This window comes from Herminiimonas fonticola (assembly GCF_040395855.1).
Taxonomy (GTDB): Bacteria; Pseudomonadota; Gammaproteobacteria; order Burkholderiales; family Burkholderiaceae_D; genus Oxalicibacterium; species Oxalicibacterium fonticola_A.
Genome location: NZ_JBEBPO010000011.1, coordinates 24,503 through 41,428, shown reverse-complemented (window position 1 = coordinate 41,428; position 16,926 = coordinate 24,503). Strand labels below are relative to the sequence as shown.

The window sequence follows — 16,926 nt, the reverse complement described above, 5'->3', positions numbered from 1 at the left end:
ATGGTCTATTGCAGCGACGATCCGATTCAGGCCCGCATGCTGGAAGACATCGGTTGCGCCGCCATCATGCCGCTGGCCTCACTGATCGGCTCCGGCATGGGTATTTTGAATCCGTGGAATCTGTCGCTGATCATTGAGCAATCCAAAGTCCCGGTGATCGTCGATGCAGGTGTCGGCACTGCATCGGATGCCGCGATTGCAATGGAACTCGGTTGTGATGGCGTATTGATGAATACTGCGATTGCCGGTGCACAAGATCCGGTACGCATGGCACATGCGATGAAACTCGGTATCGATGCCGGTCGCAACGCGTATCTGGCGGGCCGTATCGCCAAACGCTTCTCTGCTTCGCCGTCTTCGCCTATGGCGGGACGCGTGGTTAAGTAAGGCGATTGAAGGTGAAATCGTAGGGAAATGCTCAAGTGCTTTAGCTGTGCGGCACTTCGCTCTCTGGCAGAGGAAGTGATTATCGAATATCCTTGCTGCCTTCAATGTCTTCACAATAAAGGATTACCATGCGCGCGATCGAAATCACCCAGCCCGGCCCTCCAGATGTATTGCAACTCTGCGATCGCCCTATGCCTGAGCCCAAGGCTGGCGAGCTGCTGATCAAGGTGCATGCGGCCGGCATCAATCGTCCTGACGTATGGCAGCGCCTAGGTAGTTATGCGGTGCCAAAAGGCGCGTCGGATATTCCAGGCCTGGAAATCGCCGGTGAAGTGGTCGGCGGCGATCTTGCCGACAGCGGTTTCAAAATCGGCGATATGGTGTGTGCACTGGCGCAAGGTGGCGGTTACGCAGAATACTGCACCGCGCCTGTCGAACAATGTTTGCCGATCCCTAAAGGTCTGGATGTGGTGGAAGCGGCTTCGTTGCCGGAAACATTCTTCACTGTCTGGAGCAATGTTTTCGATCGCGTCGGTTTGACCGGCAACGAAACCTTGCTGGTGCAGGGCGGCACATCCGGTATCGGCGTGACGGCAATCCAGATCGCCACTGCTCTCGGCCATCGCGTATTTGCAACCGCCGGCAGCGATGAAAAATGTCGTGCCTGCGAGGTGTTGGGTGCTGAGAAGGGCATCAATTACAAGACGGAAGATTTTGTCGAAGTCGTCAAGGCAGCGACCAATGGCAAGGGTGTGGATGTGATTCTCGACATCATAGGCGGTGATTATGTGGCGCGTGAAATCAATTGCCTGGCTGATGATGGTCGTCTGGTATTCATTGCGCTGGCGGGCGGCAACAAGGCGACACTCAGCCTTGGACAGATCATGTTGCGTCGCTTGACGATCACCGGCTCTACCTTGCGTGCACGTCCGGTCGCGTTCAAGGCGGCGATTGCCGATCAATTGCGCACCAAGGTCTGGCCGCTGATTGAGTCAGGCAAGATCAAACCTGTCGTGTATCAGACGTTTGCGCTGGAAGATGCAGCGCAAGCGCATGCCTTGATGGAAAGCAGCACGCATATCGGCAAGATTGTGCTGAAGGTGTAAGCCGAAACAAAATTGCTTGATTAAAAAAGCCCGCTTGTCATTTGCGACAAGCGGGCTTTTTCATTCTTGCATTGAATTGCACGGAATGTATGGGTGCTTATTTTCGCTTTGGCTTGACTGGCAGATTGCTTAACTGACGGCCTGGTTTCGGGTTGTAGCGGATGATGCGCTCGATCAATTCCGGTCCTTCGTCCAGCAGGAAGTTTCTGAAAGCCTGTGCGACTGGTGGCAGACGTTTATTTTTCCGATGGACGACATACCAGTTCAACATGACTGGAAAGCCTTCGACATCCAGTACGGTGAGGCTGCCGGCCTGCAATTCCATACTGATGGTATGCGCTGACAGGAAGCTGATGCCCATGCCCGCGATCACCGCCTGCTTGATGGTTTCCGTACTCTTGATTTCCATCGCGATGTTGAGGTCGTCGATGCGGCTGCCAAAGCCATCTTCCATCGAATGCCAGGTATCAGAGCCTTTTTCCCTGACGACGAAGGGTTCGTGTATCAAGGTGCTCATAGGGATGTTTTTTTTCGCGACCAGATGATGATCGGGGGCCGCCACAATCACGTAAGGATGCGGTGCAAATGGTTCGTTGATCGTATCCATATCGGTTGGCGGCCGCACCATAATCGCCAGATCGGTCAGATTGTTGGCGAGCTGATTCAGCAAGCCTTCGCGATTGTGTACCGACAGATTGAGCGTCACACCTTGATGGCCGCGTGCAAATTCCACCAGCAGGCGGGGAAAGAAGTAATCGCCTGCGCTGATCACGGCGACATTCAACTTGCCGCCGGTGATGCCCTTGAACTGCGTCATCGCATCTTCGGCTTCCTGGAATTGCTGAATGATGGTCCGGCTGTAGTGCAAAAGCTCGGTGCCGCCCGGGGTCAGGTAGATTTTTTTACCCAGTTGCTCGAACAGGGCGAGGCCGGCGTGATCTTCCAGTTTTTTGACTTGCGTGGACACGGCAGGTTGCGTCAGGTGCAGTTCTTCTGCTGCACGCGAAAAACTGAGGTGGCGGGCGACTGTCTCAAAAACCTTTAATTGTCTGAGGGTTGCGTTTTTCACGGTATGAAATATCTTATGTATAAGCTAGAAGGAATCATTATGATTAAATACTTTAACTATGCCTAATAATTTTTTACCCCTAATATGCAATTCAAGTTTGGAAAACGCCTCCAAACGAGTATGAAAGTACATACAGGAGAATTACCATGTTCACAGCCGCTCTGGATCAATATTCTGCAGATGATGCAGCAGATCTTCATCGTAATGCCTACAACGCGGCGTTCTATGAACTCGGCCTGAGCTGGTACTGGGATGCGAACACAGGCGACGATCTCGCTGTCATCGCAGGCGGACGTAATCGCCTTCAACATTATCTGGAAACATGCCAGGCGCATCTCCTGAAAGTGTATGAAGCTGATTTCCTGATTGAAGCAATACAAGCTGCCAAAGCACGCTGCTATGAAAATATGACTGCGTGCGGAACCCGAGTGACCCGTCCGATAAATTGGGCGGAAATTCAACGGGGTGAAGTCGGCGTTTGAGCACGGCATCTGTGCACGTTTCGCCATGACCTGGTGCAAGCGTGCAGGAATGCAAGGCAACTGTACTGTGTACATCAACTGATCAGTTCGATGTTGCACCGCGTACAGTATGCGGCTCACTCAATTTGTTGTCTGTAAAAAAAGCGATGAGTTAATCGCTGCCCGTGCTTGCACGGACGCTGCTTTATCAATCAATTTGCCGGATGGAAAATTGATTGGGTGGCGACATCGAATCTTAACCGTGGTCAAGGAGTTCGAGAGATGCTTCTCGCACAATCCCGGTCACCGTTTTCATTCGACTTGGCAGCTGTTAATATAATAACTTTTGCTGGATGACATCGACGGCTTTTGCGTGGATTAATGCAAAAAAAATTTATCGTAGCGATACGCTGCCAAAAATTGGTTATCAACAAGGACGATCATGAATATCCACGAGTATCAAGGAAAAGAAATACTGCGTAAGTACGGTGTCACGACACCAAAAGGTTTCCCCTGTTTTTCCGTAGATGAAGCTGTTCAGGCCGCTGAAAAACTCGGCGGCAAAGTCTGGGTTGTCAAAGCGCAGATTCACGCTGGTGGTCGCGGCAAAGGCGGCGGCGTTAAAGTTGCGAAATCGCTGGACGAAGTACGCAAATACGCAAACGACATTCTCGGCATGACGCTGGTGACGCACCAAACCGGTCCTGAAGGCCGTCTGGTCAAGCGTTTGCTGATTGAAGAAGGCGCGGACATCAAGAAAGAACTGTACGTCGGCATGGTAGTTGATCGTGGTAGCCAACGCGTTGCCCTGATGGCATCCAGCGAAGGCGGCATGGACATCGAACACGTCGCTGAACACACTCCTGAAAAAATCCACAAGGTATTCATCGATCCAGTCAAGGGTTTACTCGATAGCGAGGCTGACGACATCGCCCGCAAAATCGGCGTACCGGAAGGTTCGATCGGCCAGGCACGTGCATTCATGCAGGGCCTGTACAAGGCATTCGACGAAACCGATGCATCGCTGGCTGAGATCAATCCATTGATCGTGACGGGCGACGACCGCATCGTTGCACTCGACGCGAAATTCAATTTCGACTCGAACGCGATGTACCGTCACCCGGAAATCGTTGAAATGCGCGATCTGGACGAAGAAGATCCAGCTGAAATCGAAGCATCCAAATTTGACCTGACCTACATCTCGCTCGACGGTAACATCGGCTGCCTGGTGAACGGCGCCGGTCTGGCAATGGCAACCATGGACGTCATCAAGTTGTACGGCGGCTCGCCAGCCAACTTCCTCGACGTCGGCGGCGGTGCCACGACTGAGAAGGTTACTGAAGCGTTCAAGATTATGTTGAAGAACCCGGATATCAAGGCGATTCTGGTCAACATTTTCGGCGGCATCATGAAGTGCGATGTGATCGCACAAGGCGTGATCGCAGCGGCGAAACAGGTTGACCTGAAAGTACCGCTGGTGGTCCGCATGAAGGGCACCAACGAAGACTTGGGCAAGAAGATTCTGGCGGAATCGGGTCTCCCGATTATCGCTGCAAACAACATGGCTGAAGCGGCTGAAAAAGTCGTCAACGCGGCACAGGGGAAATAAGCATGTCAATCCTGATCAATAAAGACACCAAAGTTATCACCCAAGGTATCACCGGTAAAACCGGTCAGTTCCACACCAAAATGTGTATCGAATACGCAAACGGTAAAAACTGTTTCGTCGCCGGCGTGAATCCAAAGAAACCTGGCGAATCGTTTGAAGGCGTGCCTATCTATGCAACCGTCAAGGAAGCTGCTGCGGAAACCGGCGCAACCGTTTCGGTCATTTATGTTCCGCCTCCATTTGCTGCTGCAGCGATCGACGAAGCGGTTGATGCCGGTATCGATCTGGTGATCTGCATCACCGAAGGTATTCCAGTGCGCGACATGATTCGTACCAAAGCACGCATGGAAGGCAAGAAAACCCTGCTGCTCGGACCGAACTGCCCAGGCTTGATTACGCCAGACGAAATCAAGATCGGCATCATGCCGGGTCATATCCACAAGAAAGGCCGCATCGGCGTCGTTTCGCGTTCGGGTACCTTGACCTATGAAGCAGCTGGTCAATTGGCTGAATTCGGTCTCGGTCAGTCGACCGTGGTCGGCATTGGCGGCGATCCAGTTTCTGGCTTGAAGCACATCGACATCCTGCGCATGTTCAATGACGATCCTGACACCGACGCAGTCATCATGGTTGGCGAAATCGGTGGCGATGCAGAAGAAACCTGCGCACGCTGGATCAAAGACAACATGAAAAAACCAGTTGTGGGCTTCATCGCTGGCGTTACCGCACCAGAAGGCAAACGCATGGGCCACGCCGGTGCGATTATTTCCGGTGGTAAAGGTACTGCACAAGAGAAACTGGCTGTGATGGAAGCGTGCGGCATCAAAGTCACACGTAACCCGGCTGAAATGGGCCGTTTGCTGAAATCGGTTCTGTAATATGTAGTCTCGACACTCCTCTTGCATGGGGAGTGTTATCTCTACAGGAAATACGCGGTGTTTTCTGTAGAGATAGTTACACATGCTAGTGCGTCAATTGCGCACGCCGGATGTGATCGCGCTAGAACGCTGGTCTGCCACTGAGTAACAACACAAGTTTCGAAATTTCAAGAAAAGAGTAAAAAATGTCACAACACTGGATTCGTTTTAGTCACGCAGGTAATACACAATTCGGTACGCTTGAAGGCGACAGTATTCAGGTCTACACCGGCGATATGTATGACCATCCTGTCAAAACCAACACTGTCTTGAAACTCAATGACGTTAAAGTGTTGATGCCGACCGAGCCGACCAAGATCATCGCTATGTGGAACAACTTCCACGCACTGGCGAAAAAATTGAATCTGGCTGATCCTGCAGAACCTTTGTACCTGATCAAATCACCAAACTCGTATTTGAATCCAGGTGAAACTATCGAGAAGCCGCCTACAGACGAAAAAATTGTCTTTGAAGGCGAGCTCGGTATCGTGATCGGCAAAACAGCCAAGCGCGTTTCGGAAGCAGATGCGTTGGATTATGTATTCGGTTACACCGTCGCCAATGACGTGACTGTTGCCGACATCCTGAATCGTGACGCATCGTTCGCACAATGGGTCCGTGCAAAAGGTCTGGATACCTTCTGCCCATTCGGCCCTGTTGTCGCAACCGACATCGACCCGACCACATTGGTCGTGAAAACAATTCTTAATGGCGATATCCGACAAGACTATCCGATCAGCGACATGCGCTTCTCGGTCCAGCAACTGGTGAGTCTGATTTCTGCCGACATGACGCTGAATCCTGGCGACATCATCCTGTGCGGCACCTCTGTTGGTGTCGGCTCGATGAAGCCGAACAGCGTCATCGAGATCGAGATTGCCGGTATCGGCAAGCTCACAAACGATTTTAAATAATAGTGGCGAGGTAAAAATCATGAAAATTGCTGTTATAGGAGCAGGCGCAATCGGTGGTTACGTTGGCGTCAAATTGGCATTGGCTGGTGAAGATGTTACGTTCATCGTGCGTGGCGCTAATCTGGAAGCCATTCGCAAGAATGGCGCCAAACTGATCATGCACGATGGTTCCGAGCACGTGGCATCGAATGTCAAGGCAACCAACAACTACGACGAAGCAGGTCATCAAGACATCATCGTCCTGGCAATGAAGGCGCATCAACTCGAAGCGATCGCTGACGACTTGCCAAAACTGATCGGCCCAGAAACCGTCATCGTTACGATGCAGAACGGTATTCCATTCTGGTACTTCCACAAGCATGGCGGCAAACTGGCTGGCACGCGTGTTGAAAGCGTCGATCCGACCGGCAAGATTACCGCCAAGATTCCTGCTGACCGCGTACTCGGTTGCGTCGTCTACCCTGCATCGGAATTGATCGCGCCAGGCGTCATCAAGCACATTGAGGGCGATCGTTTCCCTATCGGCGAACTCGACGGTTCGATCAGCGAACGTGCAACCCGCGTGTCGGAATGCTTTACCAATGCCGGCTTCAAGTCGCCAGTGCTGGAAAACATCCGTTCCGAAATGTGGCTCAAGCTGTGGGGCAATCTGACATTCAATCCTATCAGCGCGCTGTCGCACTCGACCTTGCAGGATATCTGCCAATTCCCGCTGTCGCGCGAACTCGCAGCAGCCATGATGACGGAAGCGCAAACGGTTGCGAACAAGCTGGGCATTGAATTCCGCGTCACGCTCGACAAACGTATCGCTGGTGCTGAAAAAGTAGGCAAGCACAAAACCTCGATGCTGCAAGACGTTGAAGCAGGTCGCGATCCGGAAATCGATGCTCTGGTCGGTTCGGTGGTTGAGCTTGGTCGTTTGACTGAAACACCTACGCCACATATCGATACTGTCTACGCGCTCGTCAAGCTGCTGGCGAAAACCATGGATGAGGAATCCGGTCAGGTCAGACTGCAGAAGGTTGCTTAAGTACGTATGAATAAAAAGCCCGTGAAATTTTTTCACGGGCTTTTTTTAAGTGAGTGTTGTACGCGACCGGATAGCTGAATGCTTGTGAAGAGATGAAAAGACATGCGCTTGGCCAGAATATTTTTTAATTGAGCGATTAGGTTGGTGACGGATAAATTCCGCGAGTTGATTTTTGAGAAATTGGAATACGTATAAATACGTACTGGTATTTTGGTGAAGTTTTTCCCAATTTATCTCTCAAGAATGGCACACTCATGCAAAGCAATATTGAATACGGCAGTAAGAATAGATAGGTGATGTTTCGGATTTGAGTAGAAAAAGCTGTTTGATGATGACCGCAGATAAAGACGGCACGTTGAATTGGTTTATTCGTTGCATAAGCAAATACGAGAAATGGAGCTCGTAAATGTTGTGCAATAACTTACAAGAAGTTACTAAAACGAAACATCGGTAATGCGATCAAACAATGACCGGAGTCCTGAAAACTTGACGCCGGTCAAGAGAATTTTCAAAGAAAAGCCACACTATCTTTGAAAATTAAAAGTAACTGAAAGTTATGTTTGAAGGCATTGGAGGCCGCACCATGCTAGTGCTCACAAGGCACCTCGACGCGGTAAGTAGTAAAAAGTAGTCAAAATTATTATTAACAGGAGACAGCAATGATCAAGGAATTCATTTCGCATTCATCAAGTGGTATCGCAAAGGCAACCGCCGGCGCATTTGCAGCAGTTGCACTGACCGCAACCCCAGCCTTCGCTGCCTGGGAACCAACCAAACCAGTCGAATTCGTTGTGCCAGCCGGCACTGGCGGTGGCGCTGACCAAATGGCCCGTTTGATTCAAGGCGTCATCATCAAAAATAAATTGATGAAAGAGCCTTTGATCGTTGTCAATCGTTCCGGCGGTGCTGGTGCTGAAGGCTTCCTTGACGTTAAAGGTTCCAAAGGCGATCCACACAAAATCATCATCACCCTGTCGAACTTGTTCACCACGCCTATGGCAACTGGTGTTCCATTCAACTGGAAAGAAATGACGCCAGTTGCAATGTTGGCGCTGGATCAATTCGTTCTGTGGACGAATGCTGAAAAGCCATACAAATCGGCTAAAGAATATATCGACGCAGTTAAGGCTGCTGGCCCAGGTAAATTTAAAATGGGCGGCACAGGTTCCAAGCAGGAAGATCAAATCATTACTGCTGGCCTGGAAAAAGCTACTGGTACCAAGTTCATCTACATTCCATACAAAGGCGGCGGTGAAGTTGCTGTTCAATTGGTTGGTAATCACATCGATTCAACAGTGAACAACCCGATTGAAGCAGTTTCGCAATGGCGTGCAGGTAAATTGAAAGCGCAATGCGTATTCGATGACCAACGTATGCCTTACAAAGCGAAAATCACCGAAACCCAATCCTGGAATGACATTCCAACTTGTAAAGAAGCGGGTATTCCAACCGACTACACCATGTTGCGCGGTATCTTCATGCCAGCAGGTATTACTGCTGATCAACTGGCTTACTATGTAGACCTGTTCACCAAAGTGCGTGCAACGGCAGAGTGGAAAGACTACATGGAAAAAGGCGCGTTTAATACCTCCTTCAAAACTGGTAATGACTTCAAAACATGGCTTGAAGCTGCAGAGAAGCAACACGCTACTTTGATGCAAGAAGCCGGCTTCATGGCTAAGAAGTAATAGACTAATCAAGGGCAAATAAGACGAGCGGCTGCACTACCGACTAGTTCGGTAGTGCCAGTCAACTTGCGCGCCCCAACTCATTGTAAAAATTTTCAGGAGCATTCCTCATGGATCAGAATTCGGAATCCGGCGATGGCGCTCGCACTGGCGTAGCGACTTATGTCGTAGACGCAGTGGTCGCTGCCATTCTACTGGCGCTGGGTATTATTGTTGTTATCGCAAGCTGGAAATTAGGTGCGACTTGGACCAGTGACGGTCCAGGCTCGGGCTATTTCCCATTTGGTATTGGCGTTCTGATCTGCATATCTGGCGCAGGTACATTGTTTTCTTCACTCTTTGGCAAGAACAAGAATACTGAAATTTTCGTCGATGGCGAGCAATTTAAACGTGTTATGCAAGTGTTCATTCCGGCAATTATTTATGTCGGAGCAATCGAGGTATTCGGCGTTTATATTTCCTCCGCTGTTTATATCGCGTTGTTCATGATTCTGCTTGGCAAATTTTCTGTTATCAAGGCCATTATCGCGGCGCTTGTCGTCAATGTCGTATTTTTCATGATGTTTGAAGTGTGGTTTAAAGTGCCCCTGTACAAAGGGTCTATAAATCTTTTGAGCTTCCTCGGTTATTAAGCTTGTGCGTGTGATCGTGAGATCAAATGCTAGCTAACTACTGAGTCAGATTGGAATTCAAGGAGTTTTAAGTAAAATGGACGAAATTAATTCATTATTTCACGGGTTCGCGGTCATCCTGACGCCAATGAACCTGTTGCTGATGGTAATCGGTATCACCCTGGGTGTGCTGATCGGGGTGCTGCCTGGTTTGGGTGGTGCAAATGGCGTGGCTATTCTGTTGCCACTTACATTTACGATGTCGCCGACTTCAGCGATTATCATGTTGTCATGTCTGTACTGGGGGGCGTTGTTCGGGGGGGCTATCACTTCCATCCTGTTCAATATTCCGGGTGAGCCGTGGTCAGTTGCGACTACGTTTGACGGCTATCCAATGGCGCAAAAAGGTGAGGCTGGTGCAGCATTGACCGGTGCATTCACGTCCTCATTTATTGGTGCGTTCGTTGCGGTCATCATGATCACCTTCCTGGCGCCGCTGGTTGCTAAATTCGCGTTGCGTTTCGGCGCTCCGGAGTTCTTCTCGGTTTATCTGCTCACCTTCTGTAGTTTCGTTGGTATGGGTAAAGGTTCGCCATTGAAAATTCTTGCTTCGATGGCACTCGGTTTTGCATTGGCGTCGGTCGGTATGGATACGGTTACTGGCCAATTGCGTATGACCTTTGGCTTTGAAGAGTTGATGCGTGGTTTCGACTTCCTGATCGCGGTTATTGGTCTGTTCGGTATTGGCGAGATTCTGTTGTCGATGGAAGAAGGCCTGGCATTCTCTGGTAAATCGGCAAAAATCGATCCGAAGATCGTTTTCCAGACATGGAAAAAACTGCCGCAGTTCTGGGTTACTTCGCTACGTAGCGCAATGGTTGGTATCTGGATGGGTATTACACCGGGCGGTGCAACACCTGCATCATTCATGTCTTACGGTCTGGCCAAGAAAATGTCCAAGAACGGTGCGAAGTTCGGTACTGGTGAGCTCGAAGGCGTGGTTGCTCCTGAAACGGCGGCGCATGCTGCTGGTACCGCAGCGTTGCTGCCTATGCTGGCTCTGGGTATCCCAGGTTCGCCAACCGCGGCTGTTCTGCTCGGCGGCCTGCTGATCTGGGGTCTGCAACCTGGTCCATTGCTCTTTACGGAGCAACATGACTTTGTTTGGGGCCTGATCGCCAGTATGTATCTGGGTAATCTGGTTGGTCTGGCAGTTGTTCTGACGACCGTTCCACTGTTTGCATCGATCCTGCGCATTCCATTCTCGATCATTGCACCGGTTATCGTTGTTATTTGCGGTATTGGCGCGTACACCGTTGGCAACGCGACGTTCGATATCTGGTTGATGCTGGTATTTGGCGCGGTTGGCTATGTGTTCAAGAAGCTGGACTATCCATTGGCTCCGTTGGTTCTGGCGCTGGTTCTGGGTCGTAATGCAGAAGATTCGTTCCGCCAAGCGATGTTGTCGTCGCAAGGTGACGTGTCAGTCATGTTCTCGAATGCCTTGGTTGGTACCATTACCGGTCTGGCGCTGATCATGCTGTTCTGGCCACTGATCGCTCGTGTGATCGCACTGGTTCGCCCTCCAAAAGTGGATGAATTCGCTGCGCATCGGGAAGCAGAGTAATAATTGTGTAATCCGATCTTGAGATTGATCTAATTTCCGATCTCAAGATATGATCAAATGCCCCGCAAGGTTTTAACCTTGCGGGGCATTGTTCTTTTCAAGGCAGGAACATTCATGATGTGAGTTGGTCTGAATCGGATGGAAAGCTTGGATGTCTGTTGCATGCTTCCGCTCAAGGGAAGAGCGTCAAGCTAATAACTAAAGGAGACTGCTATGCCAGTAATCGCAATGACGCAGGAAATGGGCTCGCTTGCCAAGGATATTGCAGTGCATTTGGCGCAGACGCAGAATCTTGCCGTGATACGGCATGAAATAATCGATCACCTCGCGGAAAAGATGGATTTGAGTAAAAGCGTGATTCGTCGTCTGCGCGAAGGCAAGGCCGGCTTTGTCGACAGGATAACGACTGATGACGAAAGTATGGCTTTGTACACGGCTGAAGAAGTCTTCGAGTTGGCGCGTAAGGGCAATGTGGTATTGCGTGGCTGGGGTGCTACTTGTCTGCTTCGGCCTGTGCCGCATGTGGTGACTGTGCGGATCACGCGCTCCATGAGCAAGCGGGTTGAGTGGTTAATGGAGCATTTGGGAATCGATGACGCCGACTTTGCCGAGGCCGAAATTCATCGTAGTGATGCCGCACATGCTGCGCGCATGCAGCAGCAGTTCGGGGTCGTGTGGGGTGATCCGATTTTATATGATCTGGTACTCAATACGGATCGGCTGTCGATTGAAAGCTGTGCATCGCAAATTCTGAATCTGGCGAGTCGGCCTGAATTTCAGGAGTCTGCAGCGTCGCGAGCCGTGCTTGAAAACATGGCGCTCGAAGCACATGTTCGAGCTGCGCTGAGAGGTAATCCCGCCAGTCATGATGTAAGAGTCACGATTGAGGCGAATGCGGGGCGTATCGTGTTAAGCGGAATCGTGTTGCAAGCCGATGAGCTGAGCGCGGCAGAGAAAGTGGTCGCAGGTGTAGCCGGTGTTGTCAGTGTGGATAACCAGTTGCGCTTGATGGCGAATTCAAAGCTCTATTCATCAGGCGCATATTAATTTGGCAATGCGCTTCTGGTCTGACCTGCGGTTTTCCCGGGGTCAGATTTTTCCTTGATGCTTTAGCCGGCTCAGCGTCTCGGGGGAGAGATTCAGGTAAGAAGCCAGTTCTTTCTTGGGGATGCGATCGAACAAGTCCGAATGTTTGCGCACGAAGCGTTGCACACGGCCTGGCGCATCGAGTAAATGCAGTGTAATGGTATGTGCCATGATCTCGCTCATCAGGTGCATGACATCGTATTCAAATGCCTGTTTGACATGTTCATGTTTTTCCATGAACGCAATCCACTGCAATAACGGCAGCTTTACTACGCGTGCTTTTGTCACGCAGATAATACTGTAAGGCGTCGGTGTTTTTAGGCGCCACGCAGCATAACTTGTCTCCATGCTACGTTCGTCCGCGAAGCGCAAGATCATTTCCTTCGCTTGCTGGTTGGTAACTACTCGCTTCAGAATGCCATCGAGGATGAAATACTGTTCCATTTCATGCACGCCTTGGTGCAGCAGGAAGTCACCTTTAGGGCAATCCACGACGAGCAGGTGCGGTTCAAGTTCCGCCCACTCGCTTTCCGTCATCTCTTTCAAGACTACATTTTGTTTGAGCTGGACACGAATAACATTACGCTCAGGATGGTTATCGACAGTCGGCATTTACAAATAAAGTAACAAAAAGATCAGAGGGGAAAGAGCTTGATATCATGCGTTGAAAATTGACCGGGGTCAATGATGGAGGCGCCGACACATCGCTATGATACGCCCACTTGGATAGATATGCGTAAAAGCGCATATCTAAGGGTATCTCTAAAAATCAACCGATCTGATTTTTAGAGGTGCCTTGCAAGTAAAAAGGGCTGGCAAAGCGCCAGCGCGCCACGGGTTGGGCAATTGCCCAACCTAAATTAACGAAGAGAAGAATCCATTATGAAAAACGACATTCAAGCGACGACAGAAGGCGTAGAGCTGACCGATGGTTTCCATCTGTTGATGGAAGCCCTGGAGATGAACGGTATTACCAACATCTACGGTTTGCTCGGTATTCCGGTTACAGAGATCGGCCGTATGTGGCAAGCGCGTGGAAACAAGTTCTTCAGTTTCCGTAATGAGCAAAATGCAGGTTATGCGGCATCGGTTGCCGGTTACCTGACCAAGAAGCCAGGTATTTGCGTGACCGTTTCCGCGCCAGGTTTCCTGAATGGTTTGACTGCTTTGGCCAATGCCACGACCAACTGCTTCCCGATGATCCTGATCAGCGGTTCCAGTGAGCGTGAAGTCGTTGACTTGCAACAAGGCGATTACGAAGAAATGGACCAGTTGAACATCGCTCGTCCACATTGCAAAGCTTCTTTCCGTATCAACCGTACTGAAGACATCGGTGTTGCAGTTGTTCGTGCAATCCGTACCGCATTGTCGGGCCGTCCAGGCGGCGTGTATCTGGACATTCCAGCACGTCTGTTCAGCACCACGATGAGCGCTGAAGAAGGCAAGAAATCGTTGTTCGTGCCAGTTGATCCGGCTCCAGCTCAAATTCCTGCGCCTTCCGCAGTGGCGCGTGCTGTTGATCTGATCAAAGGTGCTAAAAAGCCATTGATTCTGCTCGGTAAAGGTGCTGCTTATGCACAATGCGACGCAGATATCAAAGCGCTGATCGAAGAAACCGGTATTCCATTCACGCCAATGTCGATGGCTAAGGGTTTGGTCTCCGATATCCATCCGCAATGTGCTGCTGCAGCGCGTTCGATGGTGCTGCAAGAGTCTGACGTTGTAGTGCTGATCGGCGCACGTCTGAACTGGTTGCTGGCCCACGGTAAAGGCAAGACATGGGGTGGCGCGAAGAAATTCGTGCAAATCGATATCCAGGCGAACGAAATGGACAGCAACGTTCCAATCGCAGCACCGCTGGTTGGTGACGTCGAGTCTTGCGTCAACGCACTGCGCGCTGGTTTGAAAGGCATGGCCAAGCCAACCGAATGGATGGGCGCCATTGCTGAGCGTGTGAGCGGCACCAAAGCGAAACTGGGCAGCAAGCTGACCACCGCTACACCGGTCATGAACTACTTCAACTCGCTGGGCGCGATCCGTGATGTGTTGAAAAACCATCAAGACATCACGCTGGTCAACGAAGGCGCAAACGCCCTCGACAATGCACGTATGATCATCGATCAATACCAGCCACGCAAACGCGTTGATACCGGTACCTGGGGTGTCATGGGCGTTGGTATGGGTTCGGCAGTTGCAGCTGCAGTGGAAACCGGCAAGCCAGTCGTTGCAATTTGCGGCGACAGCGCGTTTGGTTTCAGCGGTATGGAAATCGAAACCATCACCCGTTACAGCCTGCCAGTGACCGTGATTATCATGAACAACGGCGGCATCTACCGTGGCGACGAAGCGAACCCGGCGCATCAGGTTTCGTGCATGACGTTCAATCCGAACACACGTTACGATCTGTTGATGCAAGCTGTCGGCGGCGAAGGCGTTCGCGTCAACACTCCGGAAGAACTGACAAAAGCTCTGGAAGCATCCCTCAAATCGGGCAAGCCAACCTTGATCGAAGCCATCATCGATCCAGCTGCTGGTGTTGAGTCGGGTCGTATCGGCAATCTGAACATCGTCAGCACGATTGGCAAGAAGAAGTAAGACTAGTGCGCATGGCGTAAGCCATGCGCAGGTAGTGACGAAGAGGCATGGTTGGGGAGTCCAGCCTGCCATGCCCTTGACACTCACTGCGTTGCGGCACTAGACTAAGAGGTTAAGAACTCCAAGTAGTATTGGAATACAGCCAGTAACATAATGGCGCGATTCCACCTGAATGTCCGGGTGGTTTTTCACTTCCTGAAACAAGAGCACATGCTTTCAGGAATAAGTTAAACGATTGAGAAGGAAATTTACCAATCATGAGTCAAACATTACCATTAGCAGGCATCAAGATCATCGATTTCACCCACGTGCAAGCTGGTCCTGCATGTACGCAGTTGCTGGCTTGGTTCGGCGCTGACGTGATCAAAGTTGAGCGCCCAGGTTCCGGCGACGTGACACGTAACCAGTTGCGCGACATTCCTGATGCCGACGCTCTGTACTTCACGATGTTGAACAGCAACAAGCGTTCGTTGACTCTCGATACCAAAACTCCAGCAGGTAAAGAAGTTTTGGAACGCATGATCAAAGAATCCGACGTCATGGTTGAAAACTTCGGTCCTGGCGCTTTGGATCGTATGGGTTTCTCCTGGGCACGTATCCAGGAATTGAACCCAGGCATGATCATGGCATCGGTCAAGGGTTTCAGCGAAGGTCACCACTACGAAGACTTGAAAGTCTACGAAAACGTTGCGCAATGCGCTGGCGGTGCTGCTTCCACAACCGGTTTCTGGGACGGCCCACCAACTGTTTCGGCAGCTGCACTGGGTGATACCAATACCGGTATGCATCTGGCAATCGGCATTTTGACAGCTCTGATGGGTCGTCAAAAAACCGGTAAAGGCCAAAAAGTTGCAGTCGCAATGCAAGACGCCGTGTTGAACCTGTGCCGCGTCAAGCTGCGCGATCAACAACGTCTGGACAAGCTCGGCGTATTGAAAGAATACCCGCAGTATCCACACGGTACATTTACCGATGTCGTGCCACGCGGCGGTAACGCTGGTGGTGGCGGTCAGCCTGGTTGGGTTCTGAAATGTAAAGGTTGGGAAACCGATCCTAACGCATACATTTACTTCACAGTTCAAGATCACGCTTGGCCACCTATCGCTCATGCGATCGGCAAAGATGAATGGGCAACGGATCCAGCGTACAACACTCCGGATGCGCGTCAAGACAAGATCTTTGATATTTTCGCAACGATCGAAGATTGGCTCAAAGACAAAACCAAATTTGAAGCTGTGGACATCCTTCGCAAATTTGACATCCCATGTGCACCTGTGATGTCGATGAAAGAAATTGCTAATGATCCTTCACTGCGTGCAAGTGGTTCGATTGTTGAAGTTGAGCACAAAGGTCGTGGCGAGAAGTATCTGACCGTTGGTAGCCCGATCAAATTCTCCGATCTGAAACCAGAAATCACTGCTTCGCCGCTGTTGGGTGAGCACACTGATGAAGTGTTGGCAAGCTTGGGTTACAGCAAAGAAGAAATCGCTGCTTTGCATACATCAAAAGCAGTTTAAGAAATATTCGAGCTGATTTTTAGCTTGTAAAAACGGCGCCGTAAGGCGCCGTTTTTTTTCGTCTGGTTTTTATGCGCGCGATGACACGGGAGCTGGCATCCATCTGGAAAGGCGATGGCTGGGTGTATAGTGCAAAGTCATGGTGTGTGCTTGATCTGCCATGGCACAGATCTGCAAATCGAATGAAAAAAGATGTTAACAACGCCGGATTGCATAAGAATTTATTTGTAAGTTGCGGACGAAATGGTTATGTTACTTTTTTGCGTTACGCAGCGTGATCACATCAAATTTGCGAGTTGCAGAGATGGG

14 protein-coding genes and 1 pseudogene are annotated in these 16,926 nt (G+C 50.5%); 13 read left to right on the top strand and 2 right to left on the bottom strand.

Annotated features, from left to right (window positions below):
- A pseudogene (locus tag ABWP27_RS03095) lies at positions 1-387 on the top strand (thiazole synthase); the annotation flags it as partial.
- Positions 388-515: 128 nt separating this feature from the next.
- On the top strand, positions 516-1,493 hold the full coding sequence (locus tag ABWP27_RS03090; protein ID WP_353153284.1) for an NAD(P)H-quinone oxidoreductase: 978 nt from the start codon (positions 516-518) through the stop codon (positions 1,491-1,493).
- Between the two features lie 97 nt (positions 1,494-1,590).
- Here ABWP27_RS03090 and ABWP27_RS03085 read toward each other — a convergent pair whose 3' ends face one another.
- Entirely contained in the window at positions 1,591-2,562 is a 972-nt protein-coding gene (locus ABWP27_RS03085) for a LysR family transcriptional regulator (RefSeq protein ID WP_353153282.1), read from the bottom strand.
- A gap of 146 nt (positions 2,563-2,708) precedes the next feature.
- Here ABWP27_RS03085 and ABWP27_RS03080 point away from each other — a divergent pair, with 146 nt between their 5' ends.
- The 9 genes from ABWP27_RS03080 (at position 2,709) to ABWP27_RS03040 (ending at position 12,466) form a co-directional block, all read left to right on the top strand.
- Entirely contained in the window at positions 2,709-3,044 is a 336-nt protein-coding gene (locus tag ABWP27_RS03080; RefSeq protein ID WP_353153280.1) for an HAD family hydrolase, read from the top strand.
- Between the two features lie 421 nt (positions 3,045-3,465).
- A complete protein-coding gene (gene sucC / locus ABWP27_RS03075; RefSeq protein WP_353153278.1) occupies positions 3,466-4,632 on the top strand; it encodes an ADP-forming succinate--CoA ligase subunit beta in 1,167 nt (388 codons plus the stop codon).
- 2 nt (positions 4,633-4,634) lie between these two features.
- Complete coding sequence (gene sucD / locus ABWP27_RS03070; RefSeq protein ID WP_353153276.1) at positions 4,635-5,510, top strand: succinate--CoA ligase subunit alpha; 876 nt, start codon at positions 4,635-4,637, stop codon at positions 5,508-5,510.
- 185 nt (positions 5,511-5,695) lie between these two features.
- The gene (locus ABWP27_RS03065) at positions 5,696-6,463 is read left to right on the top strand and encodes a fumarylacetoacetate hydrolase family protein (RefSeq protein WP_353153274.1); all 768 of its coding nucleotides are present in this window, start codon (positions 5,696-5,698) and stop codon (positions 6,461-6,463) included.
- A gap of 19 nt (positions 6,464-6,482) precedes the next feature.
- Positions 6,483-7,493: a 2-dehydropantoate 2-reductase gene (locus ABWP27_RS03060; protein ID WP_353153272.1), complete on the top strand. Its 1,011-nt coding sequence runs from the start codon at positions 6,483-6,485 to the stop codon at positions 7,491-7,493.
- Positions 7,494-8,152: 659 nt separating this feature from the next.
- On the top strand, positions 8,153-9,181 hold the full coding sequence (locus ABWP27_RS03055; RefSeq protein ID WP_353153270.1) for a Bug family tripartite tricarboxylate transporter substrate binding protein: 1,029 nt from the start codon (positions 8,153-8,155) through the stop codon (positions 9,179-9,181).
- A 110-nt stretch (positions 9,182-9,291) separates the two neighbouring features.
- Positions 9,292-9,813: a tripartite tricarboxylate transporter TctB family protein gene (locus ABWP27_RS03050; RefSeq protein WP_353153268.1), complete on the top strand. Its 522-nt coding sequence runs from the start codon at positions 9,292-9,294 to the stop codon at positions 9,811-9,813.
- A 76-nt stretch (positions 9,814-9,889) separates the two neighbouring features.
- Complete coding sequence (locus ABWP27_RS03045; RefSeq protein WP_353153266.1) at positions 9,890-11,419, top strand: tripartite tricarboxylate transporter permease; 1,530 nt, start codon at positions 9,890-9,892, stop codon at positions 11,417-11,419.
- 213 nt (positions 11,420-11,632) lie between these two features.
- Positions 11,633-12,466: a cytidylate kinase-like family protein gene (locus tag ABWP27_RS03040; protein WP_353153265.1), complete on the top strand. Its 834-nt coding sequence runs from the start codon at positions 11,633-11,635 to the stop codon at positions 12,464-12,466.
- Positions 12,467-12,508: 42 nt separating this feature from the next.
- Here ABWP27_RS03040 and ABWP27_RS03035 read toward each other — a convergent pair whose 3' ends face one another.
- Complete coding sequence (locus tag ABWP27_RS03035; protein WP_353153263.1) at positions 12,509-13,117, bottom strand: Crp/Fnr family transcriptional regulator; 609 nt, start codon at positions 13,115-13,117, stop codon at positions 12,509-12,511.
- A 270-nt stretch (positions 13,118-13,387) separates the two neighbouring features.
- Here ABWP27_RS03035 and oxc point away from each other — a divergent pair, with 270 nt between their 5' ends.
- Both oxc and frc read left to right on the top strand, forming a co-directional pair.
- Complete coding sequence (gene oxc, locus ABWP27_RS03030; RefSeq protein ID WP_353153261.1) at positions 13,388-15,100, top strand: oxalyl-CoA decarboxylase; 1,713 nt, start codon at positions 13,388-13,390, stop codon at positions 15,098-15,100.
- Between the two features lie 257 nt (positions 15,101-15,357).
- Positions 15,358-16,617 carry a formyl-CoA transferase gene (gene frc, locus ABWP27_RS03025; RefSeq protein ID WP_353153259.1) on the top strand — a complete coding sequence of 420 codons (1,260 nt, stop codon included), beginning with the start codon at positions 15,358-15,360 and terminating at the stop codon, positions 16,615-16,617.
- The last annotated feature ends 309 nt before the right edge of the window (positions 16,618-16,926 follow it).

Excerpts from the sequence above, each read along its gene's own strand:
- ABWP27_RS03050 (WP_353153268.1), top strand. The coding sequence starts at position 9,292 with ATGGATCAGAATTCGGAATCCGGCGATGGCGCTCGCACTGGCGTAGCG.
- ABWP27_RS03035 (WP_353153263.1), bottom strand. The coding sequence starts at position 13,117 with ATGCCGACTGTCGATAACCATCCTGAGCGTAATGTTATTCGTGTCCAG.
- ABWP27_RS03065 (WP_353153274.1), top strand. The coding sequence starts at position 5,696 with ATGTCACAACACTGGATTCGTTTTAGTCACGCAGGTAATACACAATTC.
- ABWP27_RS03080 (WP_353153280.1), top strand. The coding sequence starts at position 2,709 with ATGTTCACAGCCGCTCTGGATCAATATTCTGCAGATGATGCAGCAGAT.
- sucD (WP_353153276.1), top strand. The coding sequence starts at position 4,635 with ATGTCAATCCTGATCAATAAAGACACCAAAGTTATCACCCAAGGTATC.
- ABWP27_RS03040 (WP_353153265.1), top strand. The coding sequence starts at position 11,633 with ATGCCAGTAATCGCAATGACGCAGGAAATGGGCTCGCTTGCCAAGGAT.
- oxc (WP_353153261.1), top strand. The coding sequence starts at position 13,388 with ATGAAAAACGACATTCAAGCGACGACAGAAGGCGTAGAGCTGACCGAT.
- ABWP27_RS03045 (WP_353153266.1), top strand. The coding sequence starts at position 9,890 with ATGGACGAAATTAATTCATTATTTCACGGGTTCGCGGTCATCCTGACG.
- frc (WP_353153259.1), top strand. The coding sequence starts at position 15,358 with ATGAGTCAAACATTACCATTAGCAGGCATCAAGATCATCGATTTCACC.
- sucC (WP_353153278.1), top strand. The coding sequence starts at position 3,466 with ATGAATATCCACGAGTATCAAGGAAAAGAAATACTGCGTAAGTACGGT.
- ABWP27_RS03055 (WP_353153270.1), top strand. The coding sequence starts at position 8,153 with ATGATCAAGGAATTCATTTCGCATTCATCAAGTGGTATCGCAAAGGCA.
- ABWP27_RS03090 (WP_353153284.1), top strand. The coding sequence starts at position 516 with ATGCGCGCGATCGAAATCACCCAGCCCGGCCCTCCAGATGTATTGCAA.
- ABWP27_RS03060 (WP_353153272.1), top strand. The coding sequence starts at position 6,483 with ATGAAAATTGCTGTTATAGGAGCAGGCGCAATCGGTGGTTACGTTGGC.